This is a genomic window from Herpetosiphon llansteffanensis, assembly GCF_003205875.1.
Classification (GTDB): domain Bacteria; phylum Chloroflexota; class Chloroflexia; order Chloroflexales; family Herpetosiphonaceae; genus Herpetosiphon; species Herpetosiphon llansteffanensis.
In genome coordinates, this window is sequence record NZ_PUBZ01000142.1 from 1 (window position 1) to 21641 (window position 21641).

Consider the following 21641-nt stretch of genomic DNA (forward strand, 5'->3'; position numbering starts at 1 on the left):
ACGCGAGATCAATGGCCATGTGGCGAAATTCCGCCGTAAAGGTGCGTGGTTTTTGCCGTGTCATTGGTGGATTCCTTTCCCGTATCAGTATGATACCATACTCGTCTATACGTTCAGGACCACATCAGAGGAAGAATCACCGGGGTTGAAAATCTATGGAAGCGAAAGACCAGAATATTCAGACATAGAAGACTGGGAAGAGAATTAAAATACTAAAAACATACTTCATCCTAATTCTACGGAGATGCAATGATATGTCATCGATACAAAATACTTTATTAAAGGCATTGTATGAACGCTATTTTGATGATCCCACGTTTCTCAGTCTTCATTCCTTTCGGGAGGAAAATAATATTGATGATGAAGTATTCTGGGATGAGGTTGAGGGATTAGAGGATCAGAAACTCATAAGCGCGTATGCTATCGGTGGGGCATACATATTGAATACTGCTGGAGTTCTCTTTGTTGAGGAGAATAAACTCGCTGATAGTGTTCAAATAGAGCAGCATCAACAAGCAAGAACACAAATTCTTAATCGGCTGATGTGGCAGTATGAAACCAATGGCAAACATGCACCCTATTTCTATGAAGACCTTGCTCGTGATCTCAGTATGGACACCAATTATTTAGTAACCCATCTTCGTATGTTAGATGTGATGGGCTTTATTGAGGCTCATGCATTAGGGGGATTATTTTTAATAACCTCTGTTGGGCGTCGATCCGTACTTGAATGGCGAGCAAAAATGAATATACGTCAGATGTATCTGGACGCTCATAGCCTTTCAGCACAAAAACGAGGAAAAGCTCTAGAACGTATTATAACTGAGTTGGCGAAGCACGAAGGCTGGAACCTTGAATCAAACGTTATTACACGAGGTGAAGAACTCGATCTCGTTCTTGTGAAAAATCATGCCTACTATTTGGTTGAGTGTAAATGGCATAAAAACCCCATTGAAGCAAAAGATATTCGCGACTTTTATGGAAAATTAGCACATCGCACTCATTACCGAGGGCTGTTTATATCGATGTCAGGGTTTACCTCTGGTGCGCGTGAGCACATTAAATCATATATCAGTCACCATCCAATTGTTTGTTTTGGGCCGCGCGATGTCGAGGCATTGATACAAACAACAATCGCATTAGATAATCTTGTTGAGCAACGGTATCGACGGTTAACAACGCAACGTCAGCTTGAATATGAGTAGATAAAAATTAATAAGCTTGTGAAAAATTTCGAAAATGCGGTTTTCCGTCCAAATAATACTCACACGCCTGGTTGCGCAGCTGGGTGATGGAACACGTGTCACCATTCCAGCACCGCATCACTTTCCGCAGGCCATTGCTGATGACTTCAATGTGGTGCTTGACCGCTTCATCGCTGACCATGCGTGAGCAGCAAACCCGCACCAAGCAGCCGCGTAGGTCATATCCCGCATGCGCGATGCGTTGCTCGTAACAGGCTGCATCGATGCGTACTTCACAGGATGGTCGCGGTACTGGATACCGCACGCAGCGTACTTCGCGTCCATATTCACACGGCATTCGAAGCATCGATTTAGTGCGTTGGTGGCGTTCTGGTAGTTGCGCTCAGCATGCGTTTCCGTCCATCGGCGGCAATCATAGAATGGCTTGTGGTCGGTGGTATGGTTAGGATTATTATGCCGCCGTTGCCATACCATCGGTCAATATGGTTGGTACCGTTGACGGTTCGATCCACCGCGTGCCGTTTGGCAGTGCAGCGTTTGTGTTAATCGTATCGATGCCGTTGCCAGTTTACACCTTTGCCGACCATCAGCACGTAACCTTAATGGTGCTATCTGGGCGCTGTTGATGGCGCAGTCCTGAGAGAACCCGAAGTTGATTATTCTCGCGTGGAGTGTCAGCAGTATGCTGGTGTCGTATCGGTTCGCGATGCGGATCTATAAACGCAACCCAGCGTGATGGTACAGAGTGTATTAATCTGAATATCATGATGCGGTAATGCCAATAAGCACTGAGACATAGTCAATGACGGCTGGCGTGTATGATATGACATCGCGAAGTCCAACAATATGAATATGTGTCAGGAATCGCTTCTCCCATAGGTTTAGTATAGATGTATGATGTTGAGTGAATGCGATTAATTACTGCTCATATGTTCAGCATGAACAATCATTCATCACTGGTATCAAGACAGGTTATAGGCCTATAGATATCTTTACTAATTTCCATACTGAATATAGGATTGTTTTATAGCAGGCGATAGTAGTGATTACTACCATTTTGAGCCTTTGTAATACTTTATATGATTAGTGTTGCTAGTTGAATAAACACCATTATTCTGCTTGAACAGACTGTCTTAATGTTGTCATAATAACTATCAAGCATCATCTCCAAGCCAAACTCAATCCAAACTAAGTGGTCATAATTGATTTGGCTTTCCTCTCAAAGGTGGCAGCTATCGGGCATTTTATCAATGGTTTGCGGACAATGGATTTGCCGATTGTTAATTGAGACCGCATACAGCATTGTTGATCAGGTTTTTCATGCAAAACCTTTTCTCCATCGTACTCTAAAGGGAATCGATATTTGATTACAATTTACCATTGTATGCTTTACCTATTTATTATTACTCAAAGATTCTTCTTTTTTACTATTTATTATTTTAAGTAATAATAATAAAATTAGGTATATAAATCAAATATTTTGCGGATAAATTTTGTGGAATTTAATTATGATTGATCTATTATTTAAAATAAAAAATTATGACCTATTAGGCTCGAATTTAGATTATACTTCAAATATAATACTTTTTTTGGATTTCTTATTAGTTTTTGTGATAATATTGACAGTATGGAATATCGTTCGCTATGGTATAATATTTTCTATTTCGAAAGAAGATGCAGAAAAATATCAAATGGGGCTTAAAAATATACTCAACACATTGGTTGTATTATTTATTGTTACATTATTATTAATAATAATAAATTATACAACCAATGTGTTGAAATAAAATATCAATATTCATCCTAGGATAAATATTGAATTTAATTATTAGAAGTAGTCTCATAAATGATATACTCCTTCTGACCGTGTGACTGGAGGATGCGCAATGGCCGTATCAACCGATCTGAGTGATGACGAATGGGCTGCAATTGCCCCCTTTCTGCCCCCATTACCACGCCGTGCCGATGGGCGCGGACGACCATGGGCTGATTCACGCGCTGCCTTGAATGGCATCTTGTGGGTCTTACAAACTGGGGCACGCTGGAAGGATTTACCCGACGACTATCCCCCCTATCAAACCTGTCATCGCCGATTCCAACGCTGGGTTGCCGAGGGAACCTTTCAGACCGTTGTCACCCAGCTCGCGTTACCGGTGTTCGATAATGATGGCATCGATCAGACCGAAGCCTTTATCGACGGGACATTTGTTCCGGCGAAAAAAGGGGCGCTGGCGTTGGTCTTACGAAGCGCGGCAAAGGCACGAAGGTGATGGCCATTGCTGATGCTCATGGATTGCCGATTGCGGTGCATACGACCACGGCGCAAACCCATGAAGTGCGCCTTGTCACCGCGACCCTCGACGCTGGATTTTTGGATTGTCTGCCAGAGCGCTTGATTGGCGATAAAGCCTACGATAGCGATCCGCTTGATCAAGTCTTGGCGGAAAACGGGATCACCATGATTGCGCCCCATCGGCGAAACCGCACCGCACCAGCGACCCAAGATGGCCGAGCATTACGTCGCTCTGCCCGCCGGTGGAAGGTTGAACGCCTGTTTGCGTGGGTACAGAACTTCCGCCGTTTGGTGGTTCGGTACGAATTCTATCTCGAAAATTTCCATGGATTTATGCTGCTTGGATGTATGCGTATTCTTCTCCGGCATTTATGAGACTACTTCTAGTAAAAAAGCTAATAATTACAAAAATAATACAGAAATCGTATTATACGCCTGACGTGAGTTCGGATTCCTTGACCATGGTAAATGTGAGGACATCGATCTCAAACCGTGCTCGCAATACTGCTTTCAAGGCCATATTGATCACCTTTGTTGCAATGCGGTTCACCACTCCTTCAATCGTTTCGGACAACAGGTGTTTGACATGTCGTCCCTTATTTTGCGTTTTATGAAATGCCCCTTTGCTCCGTTTGCTGATTGATTCCAATAGGTAATCAAATGGGGTAGGATTACGCCGTTGATTGTGGCGTTTGGCCGTCCAGATGTGATTATCGGTTGTATTCCAAGGAACTCTTTATTGGCCTGCTCATGAGTATTGGTAACCTAGTCAAGAATTTCGTCCGCAGCAGCCCGTTCATCGGTATGAGCTAGCATGAGGGCTTTTGCTACTGGAATCCCGTCGAGCAAGTGAGCATGACCAATTTACAGACAAAATAGTGGAGTTTACGTCAGCCGCAAATCCCACTATTTTGGCTATCCCAAAGAAGGCACTGCGGTTTTTTGGCTCTATATAACCTAAACATGAGTATGGATTTTGTAGCGAAATGGCCTGCGGATGCATGATCATCGCCCATGAGCGCCGCAGTGGTTCGAATACGTCACACAGCCGCTGGTCATGGCAATTGAATTGGCTTTGGTGAGGCGGTTGGGAATAAATACCTATGGGTTGCCTACAGAAATCTAAGAAGCCTGTTTCACTGGAAAATGGAACACCATCGATCGCCAAAAGAATTGTTAAAACTCACTTGGTGTTAGTGCTGGCGCTGGTCTAGGGACAACTGGGATAGTATGTGGTCGGTTGATACCAATGCACATAGATAATTGTGATCAGGTTAGAAAATGCTCTACTCACCCTGGGAGGCTCTCTTGTTGATGGTGGTTAAGCACGTCCATATGGGGATTTCTGTCTTTGTTTGTCAACCGATTCTGTCGCAATAACTCGCACCAGTCGTATCATAGATGTAGATAAGAATTCTAAATGCTTTTGCTTTCAACGATCAAAGTATCTAAATTAGTCTCAAATCCAACCAACCAAATCACTATATTAAAATCATTGACTTTTAAGGAAAAGTTCTTAAAATCCAAATAAGCTATATCTACATTAAGTAGGATAGCTTAAAAGGAGGGTTATTATGTAAAAATCAAGATAAGGCAATGTTTCGATCTACGATCATGTTGCCATTCATATAATATAAATCTCTAGCCTGAAGTAAAGAGATTTATATTATTATCCTCTTGTAGGAGGAATTTTGATGATCAAAAAACCGCCTCCACTAAATCCGCGAGAATCCATGTATGGATTAATCTCTAAGATTGGATTAGCTGCAATGTCTTATCTAGCGCTAACATCTTCAAATCAAGATGACCCCATTAAATTAGGATTATTAATCATAATTGCAATGATCATTTTGATTGCTTGGTGGGGTAGGAGCCATTAACCTATAGGAACCTAATACAGATTGAAACAAAATCAGCACAATTATGTTTCGATCTGTATTAGGCAAAATTTTGATTTTAAAGGTGCTTCGAATGATTAATCTTCTTCCTCAAAAAGAAGGAGGCGGATTTTCTAAAAACGTATCATCAATTTATCGTTTTCCCTAATACTTATCTTATAGAGGGATAGTTATGTCAATAATTGAAGATCACGTAGCAGAAATCTGGCAACAGCTTGTCAACGAGTATCACTGGCAATACACCCCTCAGGCCAGCGCCATCATTGAACAAATGCGTATATGGTGCATGACCGAAACCATCGATGACCCAAAAATTATCAGGCGGCGACTGATAGCACACTATAACGAAATGCTCTATTCTGGGCTACAACAGCAGGCTGAGGATGCAGCCTATGATCTCCAACGAGCGTGCATCCAAGCTGGACGGCGATCAAAATACTCAGCTGACGAATTAGAAGATTTTGCAGCCGATGCTGTCATGATTGTGATTCGCAAACTTGGCGAGATTCAGCCGCAACATCTTTTGGCGTATGCGTTTGCCTGTATGCGCAATGCCCCAAAGGCCTTGGCAAAAGAACCAAAGAGCGTGAGCCTTAATGATGACTATGACCGAAGCAATGTCGCTACTGATCAATCGATCCAGAACGTTGAGCGAGCATTAACAGAAGCTGCCTTACAGCACGTGCTCAACGCAAGCTTGACCAATCCGCTAGAGTTTGAAATTATCTATCGCAGCTACTTTTCCGACGAGACACCGCGCGTGATTGCAGCCGAATTGGCGATGAAACCCGAACAAGTGCGTTTGATCAAAAGTCGGGCACTCAAAAAATTGCGCGAGCATCCCTCCGTTACGCAGATGCTTGAGCAAGTCTTGGTGGAATCATAGCGCGCTTGGGAGATTGCTTGATCGTGTATTATTATCTGTCTATACTCAATGAGGCTAGTATGTGCTATCAAGATTATCAGAACTCACATGAGCGTATAGAGCAGTTATATAATCTCTTAACTGCCAAGCCTGAGCGATGTGCCAATTATCATGATCTTCTGCTACAAGCAGCCCAGTTAAAGGCTAATGAACTTAATATTGATCAGAATCATAGGTTTACCGTCTTGTTTGAACATCTTAATCTCTGTCTCGATTGTGCTGTGGAGTATGGTGAGGTTGTGGAAATGTTACGTGCGTATGCTAACGCGTCCCAGCAGGTTGAATTGCAAAAGCAGCGGACATTTTTTACCAAGCCAGACCCAACCGCCGAGCGGAAAGATCCGAAAAAGTGGTTGAAACTGTGGCAAGCAGCCAAACGCCAGCTTGAGCTACATCTGCCCACGATTAACCTTCAACCCATGCTGCCAACAATGGCTACTACTGCGCTGTACAATAGCCAATTAACCGAATTTACTGGCAAACCATTTTTCGTTGTGGCACTGATAGATACCCAAAGCCTGCCTGTATTCAAGGTGACATTACGCGAACCACAACCCAAACAATGGCAGGTCATCGTCCAAACCAGCAAGCAGTGCTATAGCCAAACCACGAATGCGCAAGGCACCGCTGAGTTTACAACCATTCCTGCAGCAGAATTAAGTCAAGGCATTGTATTAACCTGCGCCGAACTCTAAATCGATTAGCCATGCTTTACGAGAAGCATGGCTAATCGTCTTCTCGCGTGCTCAAAACCATAAATAAACTGAGCAGTGACATCACCATCGCCAAGGATGGAACTGCTAGCATCCACTGCAGATGCTTGAGGGCATAATTAAACAAGACCGGAACGAGCACAAGAAACACAAGCGTCATACAGAAAATGATAATGTGGTTGATCGTTTGGGTTTGCGGCGAATCATACATACCTAAAGCCCATTGATTGCTGGTAAAGCGGCGCATAAAAAGAGCGCATCCAATACTGTTGCAGCTTATGAGCAACAGCATCAGCAGATAGTTATAGGGCTTTAATCCGATTGATTGACCAAAAATAATAAATATGAAACTGTAGGCTGCAACCAGCAGAATATAACTCAACCCATAGCCAAAATACGCGCCCAAAAATTTGGTTGTGCGTAAAAAACGGCTGGTTGCAGGTTCCATATAGGTGGGCTGAAAATAGGGACGATAAAAAATTGCCAAAATTGTAGGAATAATTAGCCCAAGCCAACTGAGCGTATTGATTGTGGTTGACGCACTCTCCGCAATGTGCAGCAAACTCGCATTTGGATAGTAGAACGGAATAACGATCGCGATGCTTAACCCAAGCACCGCTATGCCAATCCAGCTTATTTGAAACCAACGCAGCACCTTCGGTCGCTCTATCAGGCGTTGGCTACGCTCGCCCAAGCGCGTATCGTTGGTGTAGGCATCATTAATAATCGCGCCCCGATAAATAACTGGTAAGCTCCAATCGACCACAGCCGCAGGAATATGCGCCGTAATCGCTAAACGAGCTTGGGTTACGGCAAATTCGAGCGGAACACCACTATCAAGTTGTTGATAGAGCACTTTGCTAAAAATAACCGCTGCATCTTGGCCAATTTCACCTTGAAACGCCACCACAAACGAAATTCCCCGCCGAATCAAGCCTAATGCCACACCTTCAACCACGCCACGTTGCTGCTCTAAGCTCGCATCATCTGCTGAAGCCGCTTGGGTTGCTGCATAACACGCATGTAACACAACCAAGCGTAGCTCAGCGCTATTGTTGAGAATCGGAGCTAAATCGGCAGCCCCTACCCGCCGTACAAAGCCTGCTTGATGGGTTAATAATAAATCATAGCGCGTCAACCCTGCTTCAATTTCAACTGGTCCACCATGCGCCACAATATGTACCACCCGAGGCTGATGGGTTTGGATGCGTTGCAGTAAGCCTTCAAGGCTGCCAGCTTGGTCAAAATAATGCTCAGGCTCAAATAGCTTGCGAATTGAGGCGTGATTGATAATTGGAGGCGCGCCAACTGGATGCGCAAGCAGCGCCTCAATCGGCAAAGGCTGCACTATGGTGCTGTCAGCTTGCACGCCAACCCCATGAATCTGACGTACCACGCTCATGCGTGGGTTCTGCAACAAAAAATCGCGCTCAACGAATTGATCAATCTGGTTGAGCGTTGCACTTGCAGCATCCTCTAAATCCAAGGCGGTGGTGATTAATTCCCACGGCACGGCCAGTAGTTCTAACACATCGGGATAAAAATTCAAGACAATACGTAGCTGATGCTTGACTCGATGGGTGCGATTAATTGCTTGGGCCAAACTTCGTCGCGTTGCTGCTGGTAATAAACTCGCAACGCGATTGCCAAAATCGTAGAGGTCATGCTTACTGGGTATGCTTAATGGAACTGGTGAATCAATTTGCAGACTATGCGCAAGTTCTAAGTACTCGCTATACTCTTGTTGAATCGCATGCAGTTGATCGGCACGAAAGGACTGTTGGGATGTTGAATTGAATAAGCCGCCAACGACCGGAATCCATGAGTGTTTGGTAATAACGTTATAGGGCAGCGGACTCATAGGATCGCTCAGCCGCTTGAAGGTTAGGGTAAATTCTTCAATGTGCATAGCTTATCCCTTGGTACTTAGCTTGATTGTGAAGAAAATTCAGCTGTTCGATGGTTGATAGCAGTGCATGGCGTGGCCAGCCGGTCAACAAAGCACCAGTTGGCGGCAGCACGTGGGGCACGGCCGGACGTTGATCGTTCGCTTGTAACTCGATGATTGCACGTTCAAGCAAGCTCTGCGGTTCAGCCGTGTAGCTCTGGAGTGCAGTATAGGCTGGCGCTACTTCGGTGCTTGTAAGAATCGTGGCAATGAGTTGTAGGCTGGCGCTTATTTGCAACAATGCAGGATTTGCAGCATAGGCTGTTAGGACTGGCTGCATGTTGGAAATGACCCGCGGCCATGCCTGTGGTTCTTCAATTTGGCTACAGACTGCAATGTGCTTGATTAATGGATGCAGAACCTGCGCTCGCCGATTAAGCTGTTGCAGCAACAGAATCCCTTGTTGGTCGGAGCTAAGCTGCCAGAATAAACTGGCACTAGCGCCTTGATCATGCAAGAGTTGCTTAATTGTGCGGCGTACAGCTGGACGTTGAGCGCTTAGGCGATAAACCGCGATTAATGCTTTAAACCCGCGATCTGGATCAAGCTGATAAAGCTGGCGTAAGCTCCAGCTTAAACCAAACAAGGGTAAGAGGGCTAACTCATCGTACAGAGCTGGATGATAGCGCCACCAACGCCAAGGCTGGTGTGAAAACCGGATCAAACAGCCAATCCAGATGCTGACGAGCGACTGCCAGAGCCAACTGATAGGCCGCACGATGCCAATCCATAAACCGAGACCGAAAAAAGCGAGGCTAAACCAAAGCGTGCCGATCATGGGAATTAAGCCAAGCTGCATCCAAAGCAACATCAAACCAAGCCAAATACGAGTCGTTAACATCGTGGGCAAGGCAATATGGGTTGTCACGAATAACGATCCTAGTGTGCACCCAATTACGATCAAAAAGAGCATCAACAAGCGCGGATCATTGGTATGCAGAAATTGCGACAGCACTGCAGAGAGGCCAAACAATGTAGGAACCCATGCAAGCTGCATACGAAGTGGCCAAAAAGCATAGTACGAACGCTGCAAAAAAACTGGCTCGCTCAAATAAAGCCCATCAGCAACGCGATAACGAAAAGCATTGCTTGTTCCCATGACGATCGCCCAGGCACAAATCACAACCAAAAAAATTTGGGGCAAAACAAGGCTTAAGCCTAAAATAAGCGGCGGAGTGTCAAGCATGAGCAGCAATCCACTGCCAATCGTTACCAACCAAAACCCAAGCCACAAAGCCATGGCCAAGCCGAGTTGTCGATAGCGATAGCGCTGGCGATGGAGATTCAACAAAAGTTGGGTTGGATGGATTAATGCATCACGAAGAATATAAAATATATCAATCATACCGTGTACTATCTTAAATTCATGTCGATATCATAAGTTAATTATAGCATATATCTACCTATTGAATAATCAATAACTATCTTTCATTTTCAACTATAGACTAATCAAAGATGAATTCAAAGTGAATTATCCTTTTATTATTTCATTGATTGAATTAGATAGCACGTTATAATGATTTTATTGAATAATATTTATTATATAAAATTAATTGAAATTCATACAATTATATATGAATAATATATAACATATGAAAAAAACCTCGACACAATCCGCAATTAATAACATTTGAGCTATTAGTGAAATCTCTGTAACTCCGTAGCATCATAGTATCACTTGTATGTACACTATAGATCATGGACGAATTTTATAGTATGAAGTGAGACCTATTGTTAGGCCTATAGTCGGAAAAATATCGAAAGTAGTAGCACTACGTGAATGATTGGCATAATCTACGAGACCACATTCGCAATGTCTATACAGATGATTAATGCTACTTAAGTAGGTTTTAAATAAGAGAGGTATTTTAAGATGCTCATTTGCTTTTGATCGAGAAGTGATGGTTGGTTTTGAAGGCCACTATGCCAACCATCACTGCATTTCTGTATGCTTTCATTTAAGGACTGAAATGATACGTCGTGAGTCCTACATCAATTTATTCTGGATTAGTTGCGGAGGACGATGTACTAACCACGAACAGATGATCTCTTTCTTCTACCTGTTTCAAGAGGATGTTGCTTGTTCTACTGACCTGTTGGATATCGTGATGCTCGGTTTGTAGCCATGAACTATTAGATCGTGTGGTAGCGTTCAAGCTTTACCAAATGGTCTTTTAAGCAATTTCTGCATTTGGATCATTATTACTCATGGATTCGCTCCTCGCATACACCTAGTATGAATCGATAAATCTGTTATTAAGTGCTGCTCATATCCACGCCTGAAATATGGGAATTGCTGTCAGCACGAATTTCTTGTCGCCCTGCCCCAGTCAATTTCATGGTGATATGTTCAACAATCGATGTATTGGTTGCTACAATCGATTGAAATTTTTCGGTTGCAAGTGTCTCCGTCAGCTCCGTCTCTACCGCCGGATGCTCGGACAAATAACGCTCAAGCTGCCGCGCAAATATCTCAACATATCTCTCAGGATCATCTTCAAAATTGTTCAGTGCCTTCTCAGCTTTAGCATCGGGAGTCCGTTGAAACCACCCTTTGATTGTCCCGAGTAAGGCGTGAGCATGGTGATAGCCCTCTTTGCCGATTTCATTGGCAAATCCTTCACCGATACTCGTGATAACCGGCATGGCGGGCAGTAAGATGGCCACGGTCTGGGTCGTCAGATCGGCAAGCGTCATGGATACTCTCCTAAATGGGTCGCGGGCCCTGCTGTTGATCTCCATCAACAATCGTACTCTGGTTAATCGCTTCAGCAATTTGCTCGGTCGCCTCAGTTTGTTCTTGTCGTATCCCATAAATTGTACTGCCATTCCGTGCCGTTACCCGCTGACTCCCACCCATAGATGATGCAGTCGTAACCGATGGAGCTACATGCGAGGGCGATGCAGGATGTGACGCAGGAATAGCTATTCCTCGAGCAGTGAGTTCGGTCATGATCTGCTGAATGCGCTGAAGCACCTCATCAAGGATATTGTGCTGATGGAGTGGCTGCTCACTACTCGCATAGCTGCTTGATTGGATGGCAATCGTGGCTAAATTGGTGCGCTCTTTCGTGAGCAGGGTTAGTAACGTCTCCGTGGGAAGCTGCTGATAGACGGTTGCTGATGGCATACAGAACTCCGCTAGTGACTAGTCATGCGTTGTTAGGGCGAGTATACTAGTCCTGTCAATCCTCAGCAGTCACGGAGGAATCTCGGATGACGGATGCACTTGCAGCACAACGAGCAGCGATTGAACAGGTACGGGCGATTATCGGTGATATTGCAGCGGATGCCGCACTTGCCGCCCTTGGCCCGGTACTCACAGAACCTCCGCCCGTTTCCATGGCAGTGACAGCCTCGCAGGAGTCACAGATTACTGATGTGACGATGATCAACGCCCACAATTATCACGCAGCACCACCCGATCCATCAATGACTGCCGCTGAGCAGGCACTATCCCATTATGTCCAACGGCTAGCAGGGGATTGTAGTACGATTCCCTTAGGAAGGCTTGATGCAACGGATGCTGCGAGTGATCAGGGCATCGGCTTGGCTCAAGTTTATATTGCACTCCACGTGCAGAATCAGAATAGTGAATCTCATGGTCATTCTATCAGTGCGATTAAGGCTATCAATCAAACCCATGTCACTATGCTCTTGGGTGCTCCGGGCGCAGGTAAATCCACGGTAGTGAATTATCTCTGTGAGCGCTTGGCCCATGCTTGGCTCGTCCCCGATGCGCCTGTACTCACCACTACGCTGTCCGACTGGACGCAGGGTCGGCGGGTTCCGGTTCGCCTCATCCTGCGCGAATGGGCGGCGTTCGTCGATCAACGCCCTGCTGCGAATGACCCGTTGGGAGATCTGAAAGACTATTTGGCCGATCAATGTGCCCGCTGGCAGTGTACCGCTGCGCTCTCTCTACTCTGGGCGATGCTCCATAATGGACAAGCTGTACTGATTGCCGATGGTCTTGATGAGGTTGTGGGCACGCCACTCCCGCGTCTCATGCAGAGCCTCACGAAAGCCAGAACGACGTGGCAAACAACGCGCATAGTGATCACCTGTCGGGTTCTAGATTATCAGGAGGAGCCACAGCGGCAGCTCGCAGGGGCACAGGTGAAGACATTAGCTCCGTTGACCGATGACCAAATCCAGCAATTTGTGACAGCATGGTACAGTGAATATGTGCTGCAACGGGGGATGTTTCCGGATGAGCAAAATGCTCGTGCGCAGCGCCTCCAACAAGCCATTATCACGCGTGTTGAACTTGGTCGTTTAGCCACATCGCCCTTGCTTCTGACGATTATGGCCATTGTACATGCAGGTCGCGGATTCTTGCCAGAAAGTGAAGCATTGTTATATAAAGAGTGTTTGGAGATTTTGTTAGTGCGATGGCGACAAACAGATGCCACCCGTGTCGATCTCCTTGATCGATTGGAGATTCCGGGCTTTGGGCGTAAGCAGCTGTTTGATGCGCTGGCGCGTCTTGGGTTTCTAGCGCATGATCAGGTACAACGTGATACCACCAGTGATGCGCCAGCCGATCTTCGTCAGTACGATGTCCTTGTCTCGTTGGCCGAAAGTTTAAGCGCATATGTACGGAATGAGGAGGATCAGCATAAGGCAGCCCTAACAATTTTGTATGCACTTAAACGGGGGAATGGTGTCTTACTTCAGCGCGGCCCGCAAATCTTCGCCTTTCCCCATCGTACCTTTCAAGAATTTTTGGCAGGCTATCATTTAGCGGGATTGGTCAATAAGAAGCCATTGGTATATGAACGGGCATCGCAGATTCACTGGCATAACGCCTTACGCTTGATGGTCAGTTACCGGGTATTGGAAGCGAATGATCTGGATTTTCCTGAGGAGGCGATTAGGGGATTGATTCAAAAGAGCGATTCCTTGTCACAAATCCTTGCGGGCGAGTTACTTACCATCGTAGGTCATGGACCATTGGTTCAGTATTATGGGGATACTCTGCATAAGGCAACTGCACTCTGGCAGCGAATCACACAGATGATGTGCCACCTCGCAACGACGCGCGATGATAGTCAGGTTCCTGTGGCACAACGGGTGCGGGCAGGATTAGCGCATGGGATTTTAGCCTTTGGTAAAACAGTAAATCTGACGGTGAAGGAGCCGCTTTTCCTAGAGATTGATCGTCGCTTGCCATTGGCATATCTGAATACGCAGATGGAGTTAGACGCATGGTGGCAAGAGGCGCTTGATGAGTATTGGTGTGAATGTTCAGCAGGAGCGTTTTGGATGGGGGATGAAACCGAAAATGCACCACTAACGCAAGAGATGCTAAACTATGATTTCGCAATAGGGCGGTATCCGGTGACGAATGCCGAATATGCGCGTTTTATTGCAGCTGGCGGCTATACGACTGAGCAATGGTGGACACCACATGGGTTAGCATTTTTACAACCTGGTGGCCATCCTTGGGATGATCAGGCACAATGGATCACCCTTCCACGGATGTGGGATGATTCACGATACAATGCGCCAACGCAACCGGTGGTAGGCATTTCGTGGTATGAGGCCATAGCATATTGTGCTTGGGCGAGTGAGCAACTGGGATATAAAGTTCGGTTGCCAACATCGTTGGAATGGGAGCGGGCGGCACGGCATACGGATAAGCGGCGGTATCCTTGGGGCAATGAGTTTCCAAAACCAAACTATATCAACTATAAGGATACTATGATTGGTCTTCCAACACCGATTGGCTGTTTTTCGCTGGGCGATGCAGAAGGATTCATATCCGATCTGGTGGGGAATGTAAGTGAGTGGTTAGCAACAAGCTACGCGACTCCTTTAAAGATGTCTGAGCAACCAGAGTGCGATCCACATCAGGGAATTCTTCTTAGCTATAGTAATTTTTATACTGAAGCAGATTTGCTTTCTTGTGGCTCACGCAAGGGATACCTTCCGAATGGCAGAGACCTCAACTTTGGGTTTCGGATGGTTGCTCTTGGTGCATCATAGTATATGAATGTTAGATGCTGGATTCTTGAGGTTTGGGAATTCACACGGCTTGTGGTATTTATAAACAGAGCATCCTACTTTAGGCTATTTATCCAGCATTATATAATTTGAAGCTGTGAAATAACATCAATCTGCGTGCGATAGCGAATAACGACTCGCACGCTTTGAACCCACGCCGAAGAACTGTTGATATTACTTATTACAGTAGAATTATGTAATTGGGTATAATCATTAGATATCTTAAGTTCGATAATCGTCGGGAAATTGGCACGGCTTGTATTATCCTTTGGCGATTGGATTGCATCCATAATAACCGTGGAGTATTTGATTCGATTTGAAAAACACATTTCATCTATACTAATGCTTCCCGTCTTTGTAAAGGCATGCAAGTGATGCAGAGTGATATGAAAGAGGACTCTGACATTGTCTTATTTAGTATCATCCACTGGACTAAGGGTGATGATGCGAAATCCAAAGTTGGTAAACCTGAAGAATGGACTACTTCCGACACGCGCACCACATGTAAGCTCATGTATCTTATCAGTATAATCACTATAACTAAGTAATATACGTTCATTATGAGCTATATCCGTTTGGGCAATTGTTGAGGTTGGGCTATCCATTGCAGTTGCTAACCATTCATTCACATTCCCCACCAGATCTGCAATCCCACTTACTGCATGGCCTTGAGCAAAACAACCGATCGGTGTTGGATATCCAACGGATGTTTCTTGGTAATTAAGATGCTCCGGTGTGGGTGGTACATCCCCCCATGGGTATCGTCGCTGATTCGTATGCCGTGCCGCTCGTTCATACTCAAGCGACGTAGGCAAGCGGATCACATACCCTACCTGTTCACTTATCCATGCACAATAGGCCACTGCCTCATACCATGTAATCCCTACCACCGGTTGCGTTGGTGTATTGTATCGTGAATCATTCCACCAAAGTGGGGCACATTTGGTTTTATCAGGAAAACGTGCGTGGGCGTGGGGAGTCCACCAACGAGCATTAGTATAGTCCGGTGCATTTAAAAAGCGTGCATATTCGGCATTCGTTACGGGATGCCGCCCCATTGCAAAACCATACGTAAGGGTCTGTTGCGTTAATTCCGTTTTGCGTTCATCCCCGAACCAAAACGAGCCTGGTGCGCAGTGACACCAGTAGCCCGCCTGTTCTGGCATCACCAAGCGTGGATCACCCAATCGCCCTAGAGTAAACGCTGCTGCAACCCGTTGCTTCACACTTAGGTGTCCGCCATCAACTAGCATTGTCAACTCGGTAACCACCGAATGCTTAATCAATTTGCTTTGCTTTCCGAGGGTCTTCCCCAATTCCTCAACCATTTCTCCTGCTAAGGCGACCGTCTGATAATAAGCGATTGAACCATGGTCATCCGCATCAAGCATGTTGCCGATGATTTCGGTGGCTTGAGCAGTATGGCCCGATCCGACCAAATGGCCAATGAGGAGCAAAAGCACTTCACGCCACGTCGGATCATGGCGATGGTTCAGCACCTCACGTGTGACAATATCGGCACTGACCAGCTCGCGCATCGCGAGATATTCCTGAAACGTGCGATGTGGCAAGGCGTAACGTTGCTGGATATCGCGGGCGACTAAGAGCCCACTGCGCGTTTCCACCACATCCAAAAAGCGCTTGATCATCACTTTGGCTTCCCATGCATTGCCGTTAGTCAGGTCGCAAAACCTCTCTAATACCCACGCGGTAATTTCCTGCATCGTCGCTTCCTCACGTCCAGCCATTTGGAGGTGGTAGGCAATCGGTTGAATCAAGGGCAAAAGATCACGCTTCTGCAGGGTAATATGCAAGACCGTTTCCAGCCGAATACCCTCGCGTAGCACATCCCACTCATCAAGCAATAACAGCAAACATTTTTCATAAAGTTCAGTGCGTTGATCGGGAAGGCTGGTGGCCTCACCAAAATGGAGCAAGGTCATCAACGTCAATAACAACGGGTTTTCGGCAATCTCGTGCAGGCGTGGACGCTGACGAATGGCCTGCACAAGATCCTGCTGGCGTGTGGTGGCAAGGACTGGATCATGGGCAAGCGCCGCAGCATACCAGCGCTGGATAAAGGAAGATTGTTCGACGCGATCAATTGGTTGGACCTCCACCACCTGAAAGTGGTCACTTAACTGAAAGGGCGGTACATAAGCGTAAGGTCGGCTGGTGACCACGATACGGCTATTGGCATACCGAGCGCGAAACTGGTTAATCGATTGAATGACCCACTGTCGTTTGGTCGGGTCGAGGATCTCATCAACGCCATCGAGCAACACCAACACATGGCCAGCTCGGAGTTGCTGATCGAGATAGTCGTGCAAATGAGGAATGCGCTGCTCAGACAATACGGCTTCGATATGATCGAGCAATGCCGCTGCACCAAGGGGGGCTTGGGTCAGGCGTTCGGCAAAGCGGCGTAATTGGATGAGGATTGGCATGGGGACGACTCCCGACCATGCGATTCCTAAATGGATATCTGGTGCATCGGCAGTGTGATGTGCAAGAGAAAAACATAATGCCAAATAACGCAGCACCGTCGTTTTGCCACTACCAGGCATGCCTGTGACCACCAACGCAGGATAGTGGCGCACGCATTCCACGACCGTGCGGGCGTGTGCGAGCAATGCAGCATCAAATGCAGGCATCGGCGTTACTTGTATAGCAGCAAGCAGCTCTGGATCAAGCAATTCGGTTAACCATTGTTGAGTATTCGGGGTGAGGTCAGTATACGCACGTAGTTGAGGCGCTGATTGCTGATATGGGCGATGACTGCGTGGCGCATCGATGGAGGAAACCAGGTCTTGTAACTCAGGAATGAAGTGATTCGTTCGCACATTGATAAAGACGGATTGGAGGGTAATCTGGGCATGCTGGCGTTGAGCGCTGGTTGACAACCCTTGGAATGACAGCAGACGATACTGATTGAGTAGCGTTGTACGATAAGTCGTCAGGGCTGCATCAAGTTGCTCGGCATTGGGTTGAGGTGGCGATGCCCCAACCACGAGCGTGCCACCCGCAGTAACGCTCACCTGTTTTAAAAGAATATTCCCCGACCCGCTGATCTGCTGGATATCGTGGGCGGTACTCTGATTGCTGGCTTCGACCTGTTGGGTGACGTGCTGTCGCTTGAGCGCTGCTAACTGGGCTTCGAGGTCAGCAATACGGGCATTAAGATCATCACTCATCGCATTAATCCTCACATAGGAAGGAATTCATACACCTGTATCTAATATCGCATAGTCTGCAGAGGATGCGAGGCTATTTAAGGTAAGTGACACGCATCAATGGCTAGAATGGCTAGGCCATCCTAGCGGATGCTACATCACTGATCGTGCCGTTGTTCCATCGTTTGGCTGTACTGCCAAGGATTGCGTAAAGCGGCATCCCGCACCACCGCGCCATGCGGAGCAAGCGAGAAAGACCCCATGTTTTCCCGTGCGCTCGATCAACACCCCATCCTGACACTGCGGGCACACCCGCACCGTCGCTCCACACTGGCTGCATTGTTCCGATGGTTCGGCGGTCGCTTGGGGAAGCAATGCCCCAACGGTACATGTTCGACACGTGCGTACCTGCCCACCGCAGGCAGGGATAGCAATACACCGCCATGCAATCCCCCAGCGTTCCTGGTGAGGGCCAATGGTTTCCTGCCGACAGATTGGGCAGTGATGGTACTGCGGACGAGCAACGAGCGTCGTTCGATAGGGTGCGTAGGTAGGGTGCTCCAATTCGGTGAGAAACGATGATGGTTGGGTTGCGGGAATGATGAGATAGACGCGTTTGCGAGCACGGGTAAGGGCGACATAGAAGAGCCGCCGCTCTTCAGCAAACGGAAAAGATTCCGCGTGGGGCAAGACAAGCCGTACCAGTGGGTCATCGGGAATCGTTGATGGAAAACTGAGTCGTCCCTCCTCGAGACCAACCAGAATCACGTAATCGGCCTCTTTGCCTTTGGATGCATGCATCGATTGAAAGGTGAGCGTGATGTCGTGGGCTTCCAATTGACTGCTGCGTTGTGCCAGATCGCTTGGCGCTTGTCGATTATACCGACCGAGGACTAGGATACTGCCTGCATTCCCACCAAGGTGCTGTTGAATATCACTAATCGCGGCATCAAGCGCCTGCACTCCTGCCTGAAGGCTTGTCTCCGTCTGATGCACAAACACGAGCGGTGGTTCACCCGCAGCGCCACCAAAGGCCCGCAACGATTTCTTCAGTTGCGCAGGATTGACGGTAACAAACTGTGCACTGACATCCAAAAGTTCTTGCGGATAGCGGAAGGTAGTATCGAGCGCAACTTGGGCCGTAGGGCCAACCTGGTGTTCGAGGGTCGTAATCAGCGAAATATCTGATCCCGCGAAGCGATAAATGGCTTGCCAATCATCCCCAACCACAAAGAGTTTCGCGTGCGGAACCTGCGCGCGGAGATCAAGCAATAAACCCAACCGCTGGCGCGAAATATCTTGGAATTCATCAACAATGAGATAGCGGAAGCGACTCGTATAGGCTCCGGCGTGAATCGCTGCACGTGCGTCGGTAATCATCCCATTAAAGTCGATGCTCTCGGTGCGGGCCAGCTCCGCATGGTAGCGGTGCGCGATCGCCTGAAAGAGGGTCAAGAAGGCATGGTCACGCGGGGTCTCGGCCCGCGCCTGCACCGTCGGGAGATCCAATCCACTGCCATCAAAGAGTTGGAGAAACTGATCGACGAGCCAGAGAAAGGCATGGGCTGGTGAGGCCGTATTGGCGAAGAGTGGAGCAAGCTGGGTCGCGGATAAGGGCGTGATAGGAACACCCGCTGTACAGAGCACCTGCTCCAGGTGGTACGGCAGACCACCCTCGGCTTCAAAATAACTAAAGGTTTCGAGCAAGCGGGTGCCATGGGTCTGATGTATCGCTCGCTTCCACGCCATATCCTGATGATACTGGCGAGCATCGATATCAGCCCGTGTTCGACCCTGACGATCAATGCCAAAATGCTCAAGATACAGATCATAGTGCGGCAAGTAGAAGTCGGGATGATACTGCTGCCGTTCCTTGGTGGCCGTTACGATCGGATAGGGGCGCTCATAGTCCCAGGCAATGCCATGCAGGGTCAGCCAATTGGCGATCTGGACTTCTTGGGCGCTGCGGAGCACCTGACCAGTGAGGGTGCGAAAGCGCGGACCGTCCGCGCTGGAAGCCTGTATACGCGTCGGTTCGTCAAGCCGAGTGATAAAAAAATCGAGCAGGATGATGCGCTGGCGTTGATCCAGCCATAGCTCGGTGACACACGCTTGGAGAAAGGTCAACCGCGCCGCCGGATCGGTTCCGAGCTTCGAGATATGGTGCATGCGACCATGCGCGGTGGTAATGATGCGCCGCCCTAAGGCATGAAACGTCCGAATGGCGACTCCTGCATGGCCAAGCTCCTGGACGCGTGTTTCGAGTTCTTCCGCTGCCTTTTTTCCATAGGCAAGCACAAGAATTTCATCGGGGGCAGCGAGCTTTCGCCGAAGGAGATAATCGACCTTGCCAATAATCGTCGACGTTTTGCCAGTCCCTGCGCCAGCTAGTACAAGCGTCGTATCCTCATCCGTGACGATTGCTACTCGTTGGCGCTCAGTGAGTGGGAAGCGTTCGACCGTATCAAAGGCATCAGCCTCTTCCTGCATCCGGGTGGCCAGAAACTGGGCATTGTAGGCCGGAACAGCAGCGGCTACGTCCCGCAGTGGTGCACAGAGGTGGGTGACGTGGGAGACCACCTCCGGAGGTGCGCCGCGTAGCCACGTCATATCCGTGGCGAAGCGCTCCACATCAGGATAGGCGTGCCGCCACGCCGCAACCGCTGACGCTGCGAGATATTCCGATCCGAACAGCGCTCGCGATGCGTTCTCAAGTCGCGCTACCTGCTCCGTCAGATCGGTGGTATGTGATGTATCATCCTGTTTCGACAAACCAGCGATGTTCGCAGTTGTCGTTAAAACACGTCTGCGGAGCACGATGAGGATTCCTACGATACTACCAAGAAGCACGACTAACACGACTATTCCCGACATCATCGCTCCTTTTGCCTCCAGCTACCCTCATGTCATCCAAGGTTCATTTACGGGCGAGACCCGCCAACGACCGTACGTTGCATTGTAGCAATTGTATCGTTTCCCCACAAGAGGCTGCGGTTATTGGGTAGTAACCTGTGTCCACACGTTACAAGCGCACACGCTTCTTGTTCGTGATAAGATGGAAAGGCTATCCTTGAAGGAGGGAAAGTGGGAGAGCATGAGGGAATGGGGATTCAGCACTCCAAACTCCCTACCCCTCACACAAGAAATATAGTTGGTTTTACGGTGGTGATTATTGAATCATCAGAGCATATGTATGCCGCTTGTATAAGAAATGAGTATTATGCAGGAATTCGAACACTTAATCCTGAATTAGGCCCTGCCGGAAGCCCTAATGCGGTATCAATTCCTTGATGCGTACGGAGATCATCAAGTAATTGCTGGGCTGCAACAAGGGTTCCAATTTTCGCTTCTGATGTGGTCACGATTTAATGGACAATCGTTCTTATCCGCTCCACGCTGCTTCAATCATCGCGGGTGTTTGGTAGCCTAACCCCGAATGCAGTCGTTGGCGATTGTAAAAAATTTCGATATATTCGA

General features: G+C 47.5%; 13 protein-coding genes. 7 read left to right on the plus strand and 6 right to left on the minus strand.

Annotation, left to right across the window (positions count from 1 at the left end):
• The 6 genes from C5S61_RS27165 to C5S61_RS23065 all read left to right on the plus strand — a co-directional run.
• The coding region (locus C5S61_RS27165) for a hypothetical protein (RefSeq protein ID WP_205701469.1) at nt 1-208 on the plus strand (208 nt) is incomplete at its 5' end.
• A gap of 46 nt (nt 209-254) precedes the next feature.
• Nucleotides 255-1205, plus strand: a complete 951-nt coding sequence (locus C5S61_RS23040) for a restriction endonuclease (RefSeq protein WP_110519315.1) — start codon at nt 255-257, stop codon at nt 1203-1205.
• A gap of 1508 nt (nt 1206-2713) precedes the next feature.
• A complete protein-coding gene (locus tag C5S61_RS23045) occupies nt 2714-2992 on the plus strand; it encodes a hypothetical protein (protein ID WP_110519317.1) in 279 nt (92 codons plus the stop codon).
• Nucleotides 2993-3091: 99 nt separating this feature from the next.
• Nucleotides 3092-3873 (plus strand): IS5 family transposase gene (locus tag C5S61_RS23050; protein WP_110519319.1). Its coding sequence is split into 2 segments (ribosomal slippage): nt 3092-3440 and nt 3440-3873, totalling 783 coding nucleotides; the frame shifts between segments, so codons are not numbered across the junction.
• A 1695-nt stretch (nt 3874-5568) separates the two neighbouring features.
• Nucleotides 5569-6282 carry a sigma-70 family RNA polymerase sigma factor gene (locus C5S61_RS23060; RefSeq protein WP_110519323.1) on the plus strand — a complete coding sequence of 238 codons (714 nt, stop codon included), beginning with the start codon at nt 5569-5571 and terminating at the stop codon, nt 6280-6282.
• 59 nt (nt 6283-6341) lie between these two features.
• A complete protein-coding gene (locus C5S61_RS23065; RefSeq protein ID WP_110519325.1) occupies nt 6342-7016 on the plus strand; it encodes a hypothetical protein in 675 nt (224 codons plus the stop codon).
• A 31-nt stretch (nt 7017-7047) separates the two neighbouring features.
• Here the strand turns inward: C5S61_RS23065 and C5S61_RS23070 are convergent, their stop codons facing one another.
• The 4 genes from C5S61_RS23070 to C5S61_RS23085 all read right to left on the minus strand — a co-directional run bounded on the left by C5S61_RS23070 (nt 7048) and on the right by C5S61_RS23085 (nt 12112).
• Nucleotides 7048-8943 carry a CHAT domain-containing protein gene (locus C5S61_RS23070; RefSeq protein ID WP_110519327.1) on the minus strand — a complete coding sequence of 632 codons (1896 nt, stop codon included), beginning with the start codon at nt 8941-8943 and terminating at the stop codon, nt 7048-7050.
• Nucleotides 8933-10327 carry a hypothetical protein gene (locus C5S61_RS23075; RefSeq protein WP_110519330.1) on the minus strand — a complete coding sequence of 465 codons (1395 nt, stop codon included), beginning with the start codon at nt 10325-10327 and terminating at the stop codon, nt 8933-8935. The genes C5S61_RS23070 and C5S61_RS23075 overlap by 11 nt, the downstream gene beginning before the upstream one ends.
• A 911-nt stretch (nt 10328-11238) precedes the next feature.
• The gene (locus C5S61_RS23080; RefSeq protein ID WP_110519332.1) at nt 11239-11679 is read right to left on the minus strand and encodes a hypothetical protein; all 441 of its coding nucleotides are present in this window, start codon (nt 11677-11679) and stop codon (nt 11239-11241) included.
• A gap of 10 nt (nt 11680-11689) precedes the next feature.
• A complete protein-coding gene (locus C5S61_RS23085) occupies nt 11690-12112 on the minus strand; it encodes a hypothetical protein (RefSeq protein ID WP_110519334.1) in 423 nt (140 codons plus the stop codon).
• Between the two features lie 86 nt (nt 12113-12198).
• Here C5S61_RS23085 and C5S61_RS23090 point away from each other — a divergent pair, with 86 nt between their 5' ends.
• Nucleotides 12199-14973 (plus strand): NACHT domain-containing protein, encoded by a 2775-nt coding sequence (locus C5S61_RS23090; protein ID WP_110519336.1) that lies wholly within the window; start codon nt 12199-12201, stop codon nt 14971-14973.
• Nucleotides 14974-15401: 428 nt separating this feature from the next.
• Here C5S61_RS23090 and C5S61_RS23095 read toward each other — a convergent pair whose 3' ends face one another.
• Both C5S61_RS23095 and C5S61_RS23100 read right to left on the minus strand, forming a co-directional pair.
• On the minus strand, nt 15402-18185 hold the full coding sequence (locus tag C5S61_RS23095) for an SUMF1/EgtB/PvdO family nonheme iron enzyme (protein ID WP_110519338.1): 2784 nt from the start codon (nt 18183-18185) through the stop codon (nt 15402-15404).
• A 132-nt stretch (nt 18186-18317) separates the two neighbouring features.
• Nucleotides 18318-21038, minus strand: a complete 2721-nt coding sequence (locus tag C5S61_RS23100) for a UvrD-helicase domain-containing protein (RefSeq protein ID WP_164689740.1) — start codon at nt 21036-21038, stop codon at nt 18318-18320.
• Between the last annotated feature and the right edge of the window lie 603 nt (nt 21039-21641).

Excerpts from the sequence above, each read along its gene's own strand:
- C5S61_RS23040 (WP_110519315.1), top strand. The coding sequence starts at position 255 with ATGTCATCGATACAAAATACTTTATTAAAGGCATTGTATGAACGCTAT.
- C5S61_RS23045 (WP_110519317.1), top strand. The coding sequence starts at position 2,714 with ATGATTGATCTATTATTTAAAATAAAAAATTATGACCTATTAGGCTCG.
- C5S61_RS23060 (WP_110519323.1), top strand. The coding sequence starts at position 5,569 with ATGTCAATAATTGAAGATCACGTAGCAGAAATCTGGCAACAGCTTGTC.
- C5S61_RS23065 (WP_110519325.1), top strand. The coding sequence starts at position 6,342 with ATGTGCTATCAAGATTATCAGAACTCACATGAGCGTATAGAGCAGTTA.
- C5S61_RS23070 (WP_110519327.1), bottom strand. The coding sequence starts at position 8,943 with ATGCACATTGAAGAATTTACCCTAACCTTCAAGCGGCTGAGCGATCCT.
- C5S61_RS23075 (WP_110519330.1), bottom strand. The coding sequence starts at position 10,327 with ATGATTGATATATTTTATATTCTTCGTGATGCATTAATCCATCCAACC.
- C5S61_RS23080 (WP_110519332.1), bottom strand. The coding sequence starts at position 11,679 with ATGACGCTTGCCGATCTGACGACCCAGACCGTGGCCATCTTACTGCCC.
- C5S61_RS23085 (WP_110519334.1), bottom strand. The coding sequence starts at position 12,112 with ATGCCATCAGCAACCGTCTATCAGCAGCTTCCCACGGAGACGTTACTA.
- C5S61_RS23090 (WP_110519336.1), top strand. The coding sequence starts at position 12,199 with ATGACGGATGCACTTGCAGCACAACGAGCAGCGATTGAACAGGTACGG.
- C5S61_RS23095 (WP_110519338.1), bottom strand. The coding sequence starts at position 18,185 with ATGAGTGATGATCTTAATGCCCGTATTGCTGACCTCGAAGCCCAGTTA.
- C5S61_RS23100 (WP_164689740.1), bottom strand. The coding sequence starts at position 21,038 with ATGTCGGGAATAGTCGTGTTAGTCGTGCTTCTTGGTAGTATCGTAGGA.